Annotated in this window: 11 protein-coding genes; 7 read left to right on the plus strand and 4 right to left on the minus strand. The window is 63.3% G+C overall.

Annotation, left to right across the window (positions count from 1 at the left end; all coding sequences use genetic code 11):
• Positions 1-103: 103 nt before the first annotated feature.
• The 3 genes from AC1DX5_RS18750 (at position 104) to AC1DX5_RS18760 (ending at position 3,555) form a co-directional block, all read left to right on the plus strand.
• Positions 104-1,015 carry a restriction endonuclease gene (locus tag AC1DX5_RS18750; RefSeq protein ID WP_478016679.1) on the plus strand — a complete coding sequence of 304 codons (912 nt, stop codon included), beginning with the start codon at positions 104-106 and terminating at the stop codon, positions 1,013-1,015.
• Positions 1,016-1,375: 360 nt separating this feature from the next.
• Entirely contained in the window at positions 1,376-2,326 is a 951-nt protein-coding gene (locus tag AC1DX5_RS18755; RefSeq protein WP_478016681.1) for an ArdC family protein, read from the plus strand.
• A 302-nt stretch (positions 2,327-2,628) separates the two neighbouring features.
• Positions 2,629-3,555, plus strand: a complete 927-nt coding sequence (locus AC1DX5_RS18760; protein ID WP_478016683.1) for a nucleotidyltransferase and HEPN domain-containing protein — start codon at positions 2,629-2,631, stop codon at positions 3,553-3,555.
• Positions 3,556-3,694: 139 nt separating this feature from the next.
• On the opposite strand, the gene AC1DX5_RS18765 is transcribed toward AC1DX5_RS18760, so the two are convergent.
• From AC1DX5_RS18765 to AC1DX5_RS18780, 4 genes are all read right to left on the minus strand, one after another.
• Complete coding sequence (locus AC1DX5_RS18765) at positions 3,695-4,699, minus strand: hypothetical protein (protein ID WP_478016685.1); 1,005 nt, start codon at positions 4,697-4,699, stop codon at positions 3,695-3,697.
• 794 nt (positions 4,700-5,493) lie between these two features.
• Positions 5,494-6,681: a tyrosine-type recombinase/integrase gene (locus AC1DX5_RS18770; protein ID WP_478016687.1), complete on the minus strand. Its 1,188-nt coding sequence runs from the start codon at positions 6,679-6,681 to the stop codon at positions 5,494-5,496.
• Entirely contained in the window at positions 6,674-7,930 is a 1,257-nt protein-coding gene (locus AC1DX5_RS18775; protein WP_478016689.1) for a tyrosine-type recombinase/integrase, read from the minus strand. Before AC1DX5_RS18775 ends, AC1DX5_RS18770 begins: the two co-directional genes overlap by 8 nt.
• A 410-nt stretch (positions 7,931-8,340) precedes the next feature.
• Positions 8,341-8,979, minus strand: a complete 639-nt coding sequence (locus tag AC1DX5_RS18780; protein WP_478016690.1) for a hypothetical protein — start codon at positions 8,977-8,979, stop codon at positions 8,341-8,343.
• Between the two features lie 187 nt (positions 8,980-9,166).
• Between AC1DX5_RS18780 and AC1DX5_RS18785 the strand changes: the two genes are divergently transcribed.
• The 4 genes from AC1DX5_RS18785 to AC1DX5_RS18800 are packed head-to-tail and all read left to right on the plus strand — an operon-like array spanning position 9,167 to position 14,973.
• Positions 9,167-9,469 (plus strand): hypothetical protein, encoded by a 303-nt coding sequence (locus tag AC1DX5_RS18785; protein WP_478016692.1) that lies wholly within the window; start codon positions 9,167-9,169, stop codon positions 9,467-9,469.
• Entirely contained in the window at positions 9,466-11,511 is a 2,046-nt protein-coding gene (locus tag AC1DX5_RS18790; protein ID WP_478016695.1) for a type IV secretion system DNA-binding domain-containing protein, read from the plus strand. Before AC1DX5_RS18785 ends, AC1DX5_RS18790 begins: the two co-directional genes overlap by 4 nt.
• Entirely contained in the window at positions 11,508-14,450 is a 2,943-nt protein-coding gene (mobF, locus tag AC1DX5_RS18795) for a MobF family relaxase (RefSeq protein WP_478016697.1), read from the plus strand. Before AC1DX5_RS18790 ends, mobF begins: the two co-directional genes overlap by 4 nt.
• A gap of 1 nt (position 14,451) precedes the next feature.
• A complete protein-coding gene (locus tag AC1DX5_RS18800; RefSeq protein WP_478016699.1) occupies positions 14,452-14,973 on the plus strand; it encodes a lytic transglycosylase domain-containing protein in 522 nt (173 codons plus the stop codon).
• The last annotated feature ends 135 nt before the right edge of the window (positions 14,974-15,108 follow it).

The following is a 15,108-nucleotide window of genomic DNA, read 5'->3' on the forward strand; positions in this document are numbered from 1 at the left end:
CCGCATTCTCGTGTGCATCATGATGGGATAAACGAAGGTAGCTGAGTCCGCCGAGGACGGAGTGAACCTTGCCGATGGCTGACTTCAATTCTAGTACCGCAACATGGCAACTGCACCCGAGATCCCACTAGATATCCGGGATGCGATGCATGACTGCATTTTGTCAGTCTTCTGGCCAAAAGCGAAGATTGTAGAATTTCTTCTCAGCGTCGGTTGCCCGGGAAATCTGGTCGCTCCCTCTGACACCCAGATGTCTCGTCACATGATAGTTGTGGACGCATTCTCTCGGTTGTCAGCAAGGCCTGATCGCGGGCACGGCGTATTCCAGACGATGATCGACCGCTTGTCGAACTGGAGTTACTTCGACCCCTATTATTTTGAAAAACTGGCTAAGCTCGACAGGGCCGCCGCAGAGGCGAACATTGCGCGTCTCAAGCGAGCGATCGAGCAACGGAATTCAGCGACAACAAGCCGGCGAGCCGCTTCGGGCGGCGCGCAAAAGCGCCAGAGGACCACGGTCGATCTCGGCGCCCTCAATCAGGCATTTGGGAAGTTGTTCGGGACTGGGATGACGGTGCAGGCCCGAGGACGTTTGTTCGAACGATTTCTCAAGGAGCTATTCGATCGGCAAGCGATTGGGATGGGCGACCCGTTCCGGCTCGTCGGCGAGCAGATCGACGGAACTTTCAAATTTGAAGGCGAGAATTACATCGTTGAAGCGAAGTGGCAGGACCCAAGTACCAGCACGAGCGATCTCTACACCTTCGCACACAAGGTTGACGGTAAAATGCACGGGCGCGGCCTCTTCATCTCCGTCAATGGATTCTCAAATGAGGCGATCAAGGCCATCGTCCACGGCAAGCACATACAGACAATGCTTATGGACGGAGAAGACTTGTCTTACGTGCTCGAAGAGCGCCTGACGCTGGAAACCTTGCTGGATTACAAGATTCGCGCAGCCCAAACTCGAGGCGAGGTTTATGTTTGCGCTCTCCGCGAGGCAGCTAAAGTCTGACGATCGAGTTGCATCCCACCCTGGCGGGTGGCCGCGCTCTATTCCGCTTTGCTCCACCGAGCCACCTGTGGTGTCTCGTCCCTGCGGGCGACGATCGCTGACGCTGGCCGGATCGTTGATCCGGCATGATGGCATCGCGCGAGCGCGATGGCGTTGGCCTCCGGCTTCTGAATAGCGGGGTGGGCGTCGCTGCCCTCTAGTCCCGCCGCGGCGGGTCGCAACCTGGCCTGTGGCCAGGTCCTCCTCTTCGTTCCGGTCCTTCGGATGCAGCCCGCCGCTCAAGCGTGACTGCCGGTCCGCTCCTGCCGCCCACCCCGCCATTCCGGCGCCGGTTGCGGTGGTTTGGAAGGAGCAGAGAAGATGACCACCGATCGTTCGCCGCGTCCGATCAACAGCCTTTACGCCGAGGTGACGGACCGCATCATTGCCGAGCTGGAGGCCGGGCGCCTGCCATGGGTTCAGCCATGGGAAGGAGCAAAGGCGGGGGCGGGGATGCCGTGCAATGCAGGGACGGGGCGGCGCTATTCCGGGATCAATGTTTTGATCCTGTGGGCGACCCTGTTCGAGCGGGGCTACTCGTCGCAGCGTTGGCTTACCTACAAGCAGGCGCAAAACCTTGGCGGCAATGTTCGGAAAGGCGAGCGCGGGACGACCGTTTGCTATGCCGACCGGTTCACGCCGCGCGAGGCGGAGGGCGGACAGCTCTCCTTGCTGGAGGGGCAGGAGCAGCGGCAGGTTGCGTTCCTCAAGCGCTTCACCGTCTTCAATGTCGACCAGTGCCAGGGATTGCCGGACGAGCTGGTCGCCGATGCTTTCCAGCCCATGGACGCGCAGGAGCTTATCCCGGAGGTCGCGGCGCTGATCGATGCGACCGGGGCGGATTTCCGAATCGGCGGGGATTGTGCCTTCTATGCGCCATCGCGGGATTTCGTCTGTGTCCCGCCACAGTCGGTCTTTCACGAGCCGCTCAACTGGTACCGCACCGCCTTGCATGAGCTTGGCCATTGGACCGGGCATGTGTCGCGCCTTGGCCGGTTCGGGACCGGGGAGATCGGGCGCGAAGAATATGCCCGCGAGGAACTGGTGGCCGAGATGTGCAGCGCCTTTGCCTGCGCCGAACTCGGGATCATTCCGACCGTGCGGCACGCCGACTATATGGGGTCGTGGCTTGAGGTGTTGAAGAACGACAACCGGGCCATATTCCGCGCCGCGTCGAAGGCCAGCAAGGCCGCCGACTATCTCCTGTCGTTCCGCCCCGCCGATACCGAGGTTCCGGTGGCGGAGGCCCGCGTGCTGGAGCTGGTGGCATGAAGGCCGCGTGGCCATCGCCGGTTGAGATCGCGCGCCTTCGGGCGGCGGTCGAGGCAATGCCGAGCCACGCCGATCGGTCTATCTGCTCTGCGCGCGCGATCGGCTCGATTATCAGGCTGTAGCGGGGCGGCTCGGGCTTACCGTGCGGGAAGTTGAGCGGTCCCTGGCCGAGGCCTTGGTCGATCTGGTGACCGCCGCCGATGACGAGGGCGAGCCCACGCCGTCGCTTCAATGAACCATATTGGCGCGATGCCCGGTTTTGACTGGGCATCGCGCCTAAGCCTTTGGTAGGGTGATTGCAGATGCGTAGCGACCTTGACCACCTGCCAGCCGCGAAACAGCGCGAACTCGACCGGGTGGTGCAAATCCTGTTCGAGGAATTTGGCGACGCGCTCGGCAATCCGACCGGCGACAAGAAGGCGGGGCGCGTCCTCAAGATAATACTTTACGGCAGCTACGCGCGTGGCGGGTGGGTCGACGAGCCGCATACGGCCAAGGGGTATCGTTCCGACTTCGATCTGCTGATCATCGTCAATCAGGATGCACTGACTGACCGCCTCGATTACTGGTCGAAGGCCGAGGAGCGGCTTACCCGTGAACTCGCGATCACCGGGACGCTCAGGACGCCGGTCAACTTCATCGTTCACACCTTGCAGGAGGTGAATGACGGCCTCGCGCATGGGCGCTACTTTTTCATGGACGTCGCGCGAGAGGGGATCGCGCTTTACCAGTCTGACGATACCGAGCTTCACCAGCCCAAGCCCAAAACGCCGGTACAGGCGCTGGCCATGGCGCGGGAATATTTCGAAGAGTGGTTTCCCGGGGCGATGCGCAAATACAAGCTTGCCCAGGACGCAATGGTACAGTCGTTCCCAAAAGAAGCCGCGTTCATGCTGCACCAGACAACAGAAAGCCTGTACCATACCGTTCTATTGGTTCGGACTTTCTACACGCCGCACGTCCACAATTTGGGCTTCCTCCGCACGCAAGCCGAACGCCTTGATCGCCGGCTTTTCGATGCGTGGCCCCGTGACAATCGCAGAAACCGCGCCGCATTCGAGAAGCTCAAGGACGCCTATGTGAAGGCGCGATATTCGAAGCACTACCGGGTCAGCGACGAAGAGTTGGTTTGGTTGAGCGAACGGATCGAGGAGCTTGGCCGCGTCGTTCACACCATCTGCACCGAGCAGATTGCAGCCTTGGAAATCGAAGCTGCCGCCAAAGCATAACGGCGCGCCTGCGCGGTCAACAACAGCAGAATTCGAGCGCGGCGCCTTACGGCGCCGCGTTTCCGTGCGCTGATTTGCTGCGCCCATCGTGTTCGGCGCGCGCTGCATGGACCACATGCGCGAGTGCAGATGGTCGCGGCTAGCCCTTCATCAACAAGATAAGTGCGACGACTAACGACCCGATGCCGGAGATATTATTGAGAAGCTGCAAAATATCACGGATGACGTCCGCAGGTGGTTCGGGGGCATCGGCCAAAATCTTCATGGCCGTGACGAGAGCCATCACCTGTTGGCGTTGGCTGTTGCTCGGGAGATCAAGGGCGTCGACCTGTCGCTCGACGTCCGCCAGCTGCGACCGCAGCAGCTGCAGTTTCTCGCCCTCAACAACTTCCGGTTTTGAAACGCCGGTCCATGCCGAACTGTCGACAACGTGAATATCCTCTGCAGCAACGGCTGTGCCGTCCCTAGGACCCGTCCTATAGCCCGAGCCATCAGAGAAGAACGTGCCATCGCTGTGAGGTTGGGCGTCGCGTTCCTCGTCGCGAGCGAATACGCGGAGGCCAGCAGCGGACAGTTCACGCGCTTTGCGTACTCCCGCAGCGGTCAAGTGTACGAATTGGTCTTCGCCGCCACCGTCCCGCTGATAGGGAGCCAAAAGGCCCAGCGAGCCGAGGTTTTCGGTCACCTCGAAGAGCCAGTCTGCCGAGTCTTGCCCAAAATCGAAACGCTTGGTGACAGCTCGAGCCTCCATGCGGCGATCGGTGTCTTCTTCGGCAACGCGCGCGGCAGCTAGCAGAAAGAGCTTATGCATGACGGGCAAGTCTAGGCTCGCCTTAGTCGCCGCCTTGAGATTCCCCGCGGCTAGGAAATCGCCATAATCGCCATCGGCGGCCACCCAAGCGTCTTTGGCACCAACTCGACCACCAAATTTCCGCACGTGCGCTTCAATCTCGTTGCGCATCGAGCCGAGCAGAGCAGTTGAGGTGGCGACTGTAGCAAGATACATCGCGATTTCGTGATCGTCCTCGCCCAAAATGCGGGCGCTCGCGATTGCTCCCCAACGTGTAAAATCTGCGCGAGCTGCATCCCTAGCAGTCTTTGGAATTGTTACTGCAATCCGGGGCGCGTTTGGTGCGTCGGGCATCTTCTTTTCCTGATCGAATCGCGCGGGGAGGCAAAGGCTTTGCAAGGTATTCGGGCGGCCTTAAGCGGTCGAGCGCTAGCAGGTACCGGCGAGCTGACAGCGGTTAGGCTATTACCGTGCCAGCGATCGAACCCATTGGAGTAGGGCCGGGCTGGTACCGTAGGCGATCTCGCCCCCCGAAGATCGAGCGTAGGCATGGTTATATCCGTCGTTTGGTAGCTCCCGCAACAAACCAACGACTGATCCACTGTGTCGGGGCTCAATACGCATTGGCAAGCTGCCGCTAACAAGGCTGGCTGGCGGTATCATTGCCCGCCTGGGCAAGCGGCCGCGAGGCTTACCCACGGTAAGACCAACCTCCTCGATGGTGACGGTGAATGAACTCAGATTTGTAATATCTATCGACAAGCAGGTCGGTGCGTCACCTCCAAGCCCAATTGCCTGCGTTACTCGCACCTTAAACCTGACGGACCGGTCGCGCCCGGCCTGCCATGTGTTCCACACGCCCAGCGCAGCACCCAATAGCGCAACGCCTAAGGTGATCCAGTCGGTCCATTTCATCGCACTCAGATACCCTATCCGCGCTCTGCTACAAATCTGCCGACACACGCTCGCGCGCGGAATATCGCCACCCCCTAGTTAGGGGGTATGCTTTTTCGAAGGAGCGCCAAACACCGTCGATGGCTCACCGGTGACGATCTCCCAAATCGAGGGTGAGCGGGGGAGGGCGGCACCGAGCGTACGAGGTTTGCAGTACCGCCAAGGCTGACCCCGCCGCGCTCGGGCCACTCCAATCAAAGCCGGGCGGTGGTCGTTCCCCCGGCTTGCATCATCAGCAGCGCGCCGATCTGTTCGGCTGTCGCTAGCAGCGTCTCGTCTGCCAAATGTGCGTACCGGAACGTCGTCTGTAGCCGCTCATGGCCGAGCAAGAGTGAGGTCGTCAGGAGGGTTTCGCCTGACATGACCGCGTGGCTGGCGAAGCTGTGCCGGAGGTCGTGTATCCGCAGCTTTCCGGGGAGATCGGCAGCACGGCGAACGGCAAACCAGATCGTTCGCACCGTCTCGTATTCCTGCCCCATCGGGAGCGGAAATACCGCATCGCCATCCCTTGTCCCGCAGCCCGCGCCCATCCTTCCGCGATGCGCCTTGAAGAACCGCCGGACAGGGGCGCCGATGACGACATCGCGCGCGCCGGTCTTGCTGTCCCGCAGCCGCAGCCGGTCTGGCAACACGTCGCGCCACTCAAGGTTGATTGCTTCGCCAACCCGGCAACCGCTGAGCGTCAGGAACCGGAGCAGGGCCGCGACCACGCAGCCTTGCTCCCTGATTCGGAAATTCAGGATCGCGCCGAGCCTGGCCATCTGGGCTTCGGAAAGGAACGAGCCGACAACCTTGCGGCGGTTGTGCCGGACGCCGGTCGTGGGGTTGATCCAGCCTGCCGGGAGGCGTCCCCAGTCCTGCGCGGTGCCGAGCATCTGGTGCAGGATGCCGAGCGCCCGATTGGCGCCGCCGGGGCTGGTCGCGCTGTAGCGCTCGAACCAGCGGACCACGTCTGGCCGGGTGATCTGGTCGAGCCGGCTGGTGCCGAACGCGGGCAGCAATTGCAGCCGGACATAGCTGCGATAGGCCTTCAGGCCGGACGGCTTGTAGAGCCGCCCGTGCTTCGCTTCATGCTCGCCCTGGAAAACCGCGAACAGCGGCGTGGTCGGCAGGTCGGCCGGGGCGGGGGCAGGCGTGCCGGCCGCGAGTAGTGCAGCGGCGGCGCGGCGCGCGGCCTTCACCTTCGTTTCCGGGAACGAGCCGAGCGACCACTTCATTTGCTTGCCGCCGGCGCGCCCGCGCAGAACCCAGCTTCGCGCGCCCGAGGGCTGTACCCGCAGGCTCAACCCGGGCTGGCCGGTATCGCGCAGGCTGAACTCGGTGGGCTCAGGCCGCGCGCGCGCGCAAAGCGCGTCCGTCAGGGACAGGAGGAGGTTAGGCATGACGGGCCTCCCCATTGGACCCGGCGACGGCGCGGTGCTGGCGGGAGGTTGCGGGTTGGGATCGGTGCCGGGACTTTGGCGCAGGCCCTGCATTCATCGAGCGATCGATGATCGAGGACACCCGGCTGGCCGACTTGGTCAGCGCGCCGGTGGCGAGGTGGGCATAGCCCAGCGTGCTGTCGATATCCCGGTGACCGAGCAACTGCCCGACCAGCCGGATATCGATCCCGTTGGACACCGCGACCGAAGCAAAATGGTGCCGCAGGTCATGCACCCGAAGGCCCGACAATCCCGCTTCCTTGAGGATGGCGCGCCACGGCGCATCCATCGCCGTAAGCGGGCCGTCGATGTGCGGGGAGGGGAACACATAGGGGCTGGCCGAAGCCTCGCGCCGCGCGGCGAGGATTTCGCGGGCGGGAGCATTCAGCCAGATCGTCCGAGGGCCGCTCTTGGAGTCTTCCAGCACGGCGCGCGGTCCTGCGATCAGGTCCCACTGGAGGCCGAGGATTTCACTGCGCCGCGCGCCCGTCAGCAAGAGCAGCCGGACCGCGTCGCAATAGTCCGACATCCTGCCTTGCACCCGATCGAGCGCCTCCCAGAGCCGTTTCACGCTGCCCGGCGGGAGATGGCGGCCGCGATGGCCCTTGGCCTTCTTGCGCAGGCCCCGGCAGGGATTGGAGCCGCACGGACGGACGCCATGATCCTCCGCGAACAGCATCAAGCCTGACAGGGTGGAGAGCGCCATGCGCGCGGAACTGGTTTGCGCGGCGACGTCCCGATGCCAGCAGGCCACGTCCTGCGGGGTGATGTCGCGCACCTTGCGGTCCCCCAATAGCGGGAGGATGCAGGTACGGCTGACGCTCTCCATCTGGCGCCCGGTCGATGGTTTCCATCGACCCTTGGCACCGAAGGCGAGAAAGCGGGGCAGCATGTCCGCGACGGAAGTGGTCGGCTTGAACGGGGCTTCGCCCGGCTCGGCGATTTCCGCTGTAGCGGGTGCGGTGATGACCGGGCGGGAGGCCAGCAGCCGCGCCGATGCCAAAGGCACGGACGCGGCATCGCCCAGCGTCTCGCGGACGGTCTTTCCGTCCTTCGTGCGCAGGACGACCCATGTGCGAGCGCCACCAGAACGGAGGCGCAGCGCGAGGGCAGGAACCACCGAGTCGCGCAGGCTACGCTCCCCCGTGGCGGGCGGATCGATGGTCGAGATATCAAGATCGGCGAGGTCGAAACGGTCGATGTTTCTCATGACCGGCACTCCATAAATCCCGGCTCAGAGCCGGCGAGCGCGCGCCTTGGGGATGATCCCCAGGGCACGCTGGGATTTATGAGAAGCACCTTCGCGTACGGTCTTTCGGGTCGCTCCGAGGAGCATTCCCGGCTGGCTCAGCGTCAAAGAATTATGACGCTGAACCAGCTATTTGCCGCCCAAACGGGCATCGATTGAGTCGCATGGCGCAAGGCCATGCGGTTGTCTCGACGCACGCCTGAAAGGCGTAATTTGTAATGCACCGTACGCACGGGTGCTGCGGGCGCAAAACCGCCGGAAATCCGCGGGATTTGCGCGTCACGCGGTGGCGGACGACATGTCACCGGATGGCGGACAGTGTCCGCCACGAGCCGGCTCGCCGGTCGCGATAGCTAAGGGGATCGGCCAGCTTATGTGGCTGACGGTTTTGACGGCGGCGGGATGTTCTCGGCGAGATAAACGCCATTGTCGGCGAACGCCGCATAGGCGCGGGTATAATCCCGGGTGAACTGGAGCCATGAGAATTCGGCGCTCCGCCTGGCTTCCCGGACTTCTTCCAGGGCACGGCCCAGAACGACCTCATGGCTATCTGCGGAACCGGATTCGTGGGCGAGTTGGAGATAGCGCGCGACCTCCCGGATCGCGTGCCCCAGATCATGGTCATATTTGTGGTCTCGGCTGAAATACGCCACATAGGATCGCATCGTAGTCCGCACGGTATCGATGATGGCTTGAGGCACCGTCTTGTAGACGCGCGTGTCGTTGATGAAGGTCTCCTCCGCATAGACCTTCGCCTCCTGATAGCGGGCGAGGCGCATCTGCCTTCCTTCGCGACGGCGTCGCTCGATAAGGGCAACCTCCGCAAGAGGGTCGGCATTGTTGCCGGCGCCGTGATGCCTGGCGCGCTGCACTATATCGAGCAATTCATCCAGGCTGCGCATGAACTCCTCGTGCGTCACCTGAAGTTCCTGAAATTTGACGTTGCAAAGCCGAAGCAGGTCGCGTTGGCGATCCTTTGTCAGAGACAGCCACTCCTTGAGCAACGTCATAAAGAGTTCTACGAAAGTACCCTCAGCCACGCTCATCCCCTATTCGGCACATGGCCCGAGGCCATATATTTGCCAGACTCTTATCCCGCGAGTGGCGGCGCGCCAATCAAGATTGAACCAAGGGCGTCGGTAGAGTATAAGAGCGCCGCTTCATCATGCGCCAGTGTGCCGGACAGGATCCGTGTGCATGGCCAGAATTACCATCCGTCTCGACGATACGCTCTACGACCGGCTGCTCGACCAGGCGCGTCGTACCGGAACGACGCCCTCAGCCTATTTCCGGGATGTGCTGGAACGCTATGAGGGGCAGGATCCGGCCGGCTATCACGCCCGGTTCGACGAGCTCCATGCGACCGCCATCCAGACGCTCGCGATTCTTGCCGCGTCGGTCGGTCGGCGAGCGCCTGACCTTCTCGAACAGGGGATGGCGGATGCGCGACGATTGATCGCGGAAAGGGGGCTGCTCGATCCCGCGCAGGACCGGCCATGAGCATCTTTCGCAACGACACCTTGGGGTCCTGGACCCGGGGTGGTCAGGCGATCGTCCATAATGTCCGGATGACGACTCAGGTGTTCGTTCAGACGGTGATGGCCGGGGTGGTGATCTGGATTGGCGGGACGATCTGGTACGCGCTTGAGCAGGCGAGTGCCTATGAGCGCTTCGTCACCATGAAACTCATCGAGGCGAGTTTCCGGGGTGACGCCATCCCCGGAGCCGCGGCAGCACCGATCCTGTTCCGCACGCCTGCCGGGCGCCAATATTGGACCTCGCCGGCTGCGCTGGTTGCGTCGCCATTGGCGCATGCCACACTCGCCCATGTCGAGACCTATCTGATCCATGGCGCGGCCATCGCCGGTGCGTTTGCGGGCCTGATGCTGGCCTGGGCGTGGTTCTATTTCACGCGCACCGGAAAGGGTCTCGGCTCAAACCAGTTCGTCCGCGGGGCACGATTCGGGACGGTGCGTCAGGTCCGTCGTGCGTTGTGGAGAAGCGCGCCGGGCAGCCTCGAAATTGGGGGCGTGCGCGTACCGGACAGCTTCGAACCCGAGCATATCCTGCTCTGTGGCGCCCCCGGCACGGGCAAGACAAACATCATCATCAAGATGCTCGCCGGGATTCGCGCGGCCGGAAAACGCGCGATCGTCTATGATACCGCTGGGACCTTCGTGGAAAAATTCTACCGCCCCGGAATCGACGTCCTGCTCAACCCGCTGGATGCCCGTTCGGACTGCTGGTCGCCCTGGGTCGATGTCCCGCGCGACTATCACTCTGACCAGATCGCTGAGTCGACGATCCCCGACAAATCGGGCGACCCTTTCTGGGCCAAGGCCGCGCGTGGGACGCTGGTGGCGGTTTTGCGCAAGCTCGCGCGGCAGGAACGGACTCTTGTCTCGATCCTCCTCGATACGCTGCTGCGCTCCAAACTGAAGGACCTGGCGGCGTTCGCGCAAGGCACAGACGCTGCCGCCTTTATCAGCCTCGAGGGTGACCGGACTTCTGCCGGTATCCAGGCCGAGCTCGCCTCGGTGATGCGGAGCTTCTCCTATCTTGACGATACGCGAGACGGCTTCTCCATCCGCGACTGGGTCGCCAATGAGAGGGACGACAGCTGGTTGTTCGTCACGGTGAAGGCGGATCAGCTACCCTCGTTGCGCCCCTTGATCACGGTCTGGCTCGACATCGCGATCAGCGCAATCATGAGCCTGTCAGCGGACCGTAATCGGCGCCTCTATTGTGTGATCGACGAACTGCCCTCCCTGCAGAAACTCCCGTCGCTCTCCGATTTTCTCGCCCGGGCCCGCAAATATGGCGGCTGCGGCGTGCTGGGGTTCCAGTCCTATCCGCAGCTTGAGGCCACCTATGGCATTCAGGATGCGGCGGCGATCACCGGCTATTGCTCGACCTGGGTCGCGTTGCGCGCGAACGACACCCCGACCGCCAAGCATGTCAGCGAGAATCTGGGGCAGGTCGAGCAGGTCGAGGCCAATGAGGGCATGTCGTACGGTGTGAATGACATGCGCGACGGCGTGAACCTGTCGCGGATGCAGGTAACGCGTCCGCTGGTCATGCACACCGAGGTGACGAACCTTCCCAATCTGCAGGGGTTCCTGCGGTTCGGGCGCAACCTGCCGGTCGTCCGGTTTCAGGATAGCTACAACAGCGCGCCATCGATCTGCGTTGCGTTCGAGGAGCGGACCAGCCCTCCGGTCCGGATTCAGGCCATAGCACCGTCGGCAACGACACCGTCCGCGCCGCCGGGACGGGTTGCCCCGAAACAGCCCCGGCACAGACGGTCGAAATCGATCGATCGGGCCCCCGAGCTTCCCTTCGACTCGGCCGAACCGCCATCTGCGCCTCAGGTGGCGATCACAGGCATCAGGGAGGCATCGATTCCTGGAAATGCTTGTGCCGGGGACATTGCGAAACCGGACGCACCGACCGGGCTCGTCCTCATCTCGCCGTCGAGTGGCTTCAGGCTCAGCCAGCATGACCGGAGGGCGGGCGCCCGCAACCCGGCGACGCCGGCATGATCCATCCTCGCCGCCTCAAGGGCACTGCTGCCAATGTCGCCCGCTATTATACGATCGGGGACTATTACACGAAGGGCCCCGACGAGCATTCCCGATGGGGCGGCCGGATCGCCGACGAACTGGGGCTTGCCGGTAAGGTCGACCCGGGCGTGTTTCGCGAACTGCTTGACGGCAAGGTCGCCGGCCAGCAGCTCGGGCGGCATCGCGGCGATGGCGAGATCGAGCACCATCCGGGATGGGATTTTGCCGTCAACGCACCCAAATCGGTATCAATCATGGCGTTGGTCAGCGGCGACGAGCGAATCATTGCTGCCCATGAAGACGCAGTCGGAACGGCCCTTGGCTATCTCGAGGAGCATGCCGCGCTCCGCCACCGCGTTGACGGTGAGATCGTGCATGAGACCACCAGCCGCCTGATCTTCGCACGGTTCACCGAGCATGCCTCGCGCGAACTCGATCCGCATCTCCACACCCATGTCGTCGTCATGAACATCACCAACCGGGAGGCCGGTAGTGTGATGGCGAGCCTGGAAACGCGGGCTCTGTTTGCCGAACAGATGGTGGCGGGGCAAATCTACCGGAACGGCCTCGCGCATCGCCTTCGTGAGGTCGGATACGAGATCGACTCGAACCCCCGCACCGGTCTGTTCGAGATTCGCGGCGTGCCCCAGGATCTGATCCAGGCGATGTCACGGCGTTCAGAGCAGATCGATGCCCATGCCAGGGAACATGGTCTGGAGGGGCAGGCCGCCCGACGCAGGTCCTTTTACGAGACTCGCGGCCCCAAGGAGAAGATCGGGATCGAGCAATTGCACAAGGGCTGGGCAGCACGCGCCGGGGAGCACCTTCCGGCGCTGGCTGCGGTGCGGACGGCGGGCGACGTCACCGGTGAGCGCGATCTCCCGCCACATCCCGCCGACGCGGCTCGAGCGATGCTCTTCGGCATCCGTCAGGCGGAGACCGGTGAAGCGGTCAACAATCTCGGTCGGATGCTCCGGCTCGGTCTCGCATCGCATGTCGGCGAGGTGCGGCTCGCCGATGTCAGGCCATTGGTGGAAGCTCATGAAGCTCGCAGGCGATTGCTCGCAACGACCGCGCAGACAGGCGATGCGGTTCTCACGCGCGGGCGGACGACCCGACATACTGCCCGTCTCGAAATCGCCCTGTCGGAGCATTTGTCGCTGGGCCTGAGCGACGCCAGGCCGGTAACGTCAGAGGCGAGGTTAGGGGCCGTCCTGGTGGGCGCAGGGCTCTCCCGGGCGCAGGAGGCGGCGCTCCGCCACATCGGCTTGTCGCAGGACCGGGTGCTCGGTGTCCACGGCGTTGCGGGCGCCGGCAAATCGATGCTGGTACGTTCGCTCGTGGCCGCGGCAGACGCCGACATACGCTTCACCGCGCTCGCCCCGACCTCATCGGCGGCCGCCAATCTCGGTCAGTCTGCCGGCATCGATGCAAGGACGGTAGCGAGCCTGGTTGCCGGTGGAGGCCGGACCCTCGACGACCGGGACGTGCTGGTGCTCGACGAAGCTGGACAACTTGGCAACCGGCAGGCGCTGCGCGTGCTCGACATCAGCCGCCGGAGCGGCGCCCGGCTGATCCTTCTCGGCGACAACAAGCAGACCGGCGCGATCGAGCAGGGCAAGGCCTTCTGGCTCCTGCAGCGTCTCGGCCTGCCGACAGCGCAGCTGACCGAATCGGTGCGACAGGAAACCCGTTCGATGAAGGCTGCCGTTACCCAGGCCCGGGCCGGCGACTACGCCGCCTCGCTGGCAAATCTCGACAAGGTCGTGAGCGGCGACAATGCCGGGAATCTGGCGCGGCAGCTGGTGGCTGAATGGACCCGCCTCAAACCAGAGAATCGCGCCACGACGAATATCCTCGTGCTTGAGAATGCGACCCGACTGATCGTCAATGCGCGCGTCCGCGACGCGCTTAAGGTCGAGGGCGCGATCGCTGCCGAGGAGACGCGTCTTTCAGTGCTCACGCCAGCTGGGATGAGCGACCAGGAGAAACGGTTCGCCCGCTTCTATTCTGGCGGTCAGGTGGTGAAGTTCTCGGTCGACAATGCCGGGCTGGGGATCGCGCGCGATACTGAATATCGCGTCGTGGGCACGGGGCGCAACGCGAACGGGCGACAGGTCGTGCGGCTCGTCGACGAGCATGGCCGGACGATCCGCTGGGATCCCCGGCTCGGCCGCGCGTCGCAGATCAATGTGTTCAGGAGCGAGGAACGGGATCTCGCGCGCGGGGACCGGATCCAGTGGCGGCTGGTAGACCATGGCCTCGAGCTCAAGAATGCGGAGCGGGGTACCGTCGAGGCGCTACGGGGGACTGTCGCGACGATCAGATGGGACAAGGGAACGACCCAGGACATCGACCTCGCGGCGCACCGGACCTGGGATCACGGCTATGCCGAAACGGTGTATTCTGCACAATCAAAGACCTACGCCCGGGCCTATGTGCTGGCGCCCGTCAACTCGCCGCTGGTCACGGGCCAGAATTACTACACGGCGATCACCCGGGCCCGCTTCGGCGTGAAGCTCTGGACTGAAGATGAGAAACGGCTGGTCGATCGACTGACGCGGCGATCCGGCGAAAAAACGTCGTCGCTTGAGGGGCTGGGCCGTCTCGACCGGGACGCACGCGCCGCACGCGAGGCGCGGCACGTGGCTCGGCTGGACCTCCGCAGAGCCCAGACCCGCGAGGAACGGGCGGCGCGAAAGGCTCAGCTTGGGGCTGCCAGGAATGGCGGGCCAGCCCATCCCTTGCAGGCTCTGGCGGATCGACTGGCGGGTCGCGCGCAGTCCTTTGCCGAGACGATCGATCGCTACCTCGGCGCGGTACTCGGTGCCGGCCGTGCCGAGGAGGCGAGGGGGAGCGGGGAAGGCAAGAGCGGTCACCCGCCAACACCACAGCCCTACAGAGGGCAGGATCGCTGACATGCGCACTTTGCCCTCTCTCCTCGCCGCTACGGGCCTGCTGATTGCGCCGTCCTCACTGGCATCGGTTCGTTCAATGACAATCCAGCCGGCTGCGCAGGAAAAGCAACTCGAACGCTGCATCGAACGGTCTGCGCACGGCAGGATCTGGTTAGCCAGGACGCTCTGGGCCTTGCGAGATCAGGAGGGCGGCTGGGTCGGCGCGGCCGTGCGAAACAGAGACGGGACGTATGATCTGGGGCCGCTCCAGATCAACAGCTGGTGGACCGGCAGGATCGCGGCGCTGCTCGATCGAAAGCCGATTGAGATCAGATGGTGGCTGCAGCACGACGCTTGCTTCAATGTCGATGCGGCGAGATGGATATTCCTGTCGGCGCTTGTCGTTACGCGAGACTATTGGACGGCGATCGGCGTGTATCACAGCCCGGTCGCGTGGCGCCAACGACGCTACACCCAAGGTGTGGTGAACCAGCTTTCAGCTAGGTTTGGCAGGTCTGTTTTTCGAAAAGGCCAGGCACGGTAGATGCCGTTATAGTTCTACCAAGCGCTGCCGCTCCCAGGAACGACGACATTGGGATTTCGCCGTCGTTCCGGCTTGCGCCAGCGAACGACGGTTTCCGGCTGAACATCGGATGATTTTCGAAAATCGGCAGGCGAT

It is taken from the genome of Sphingomonas sp. P2_B6 (genome assembly GCF_056404755.1).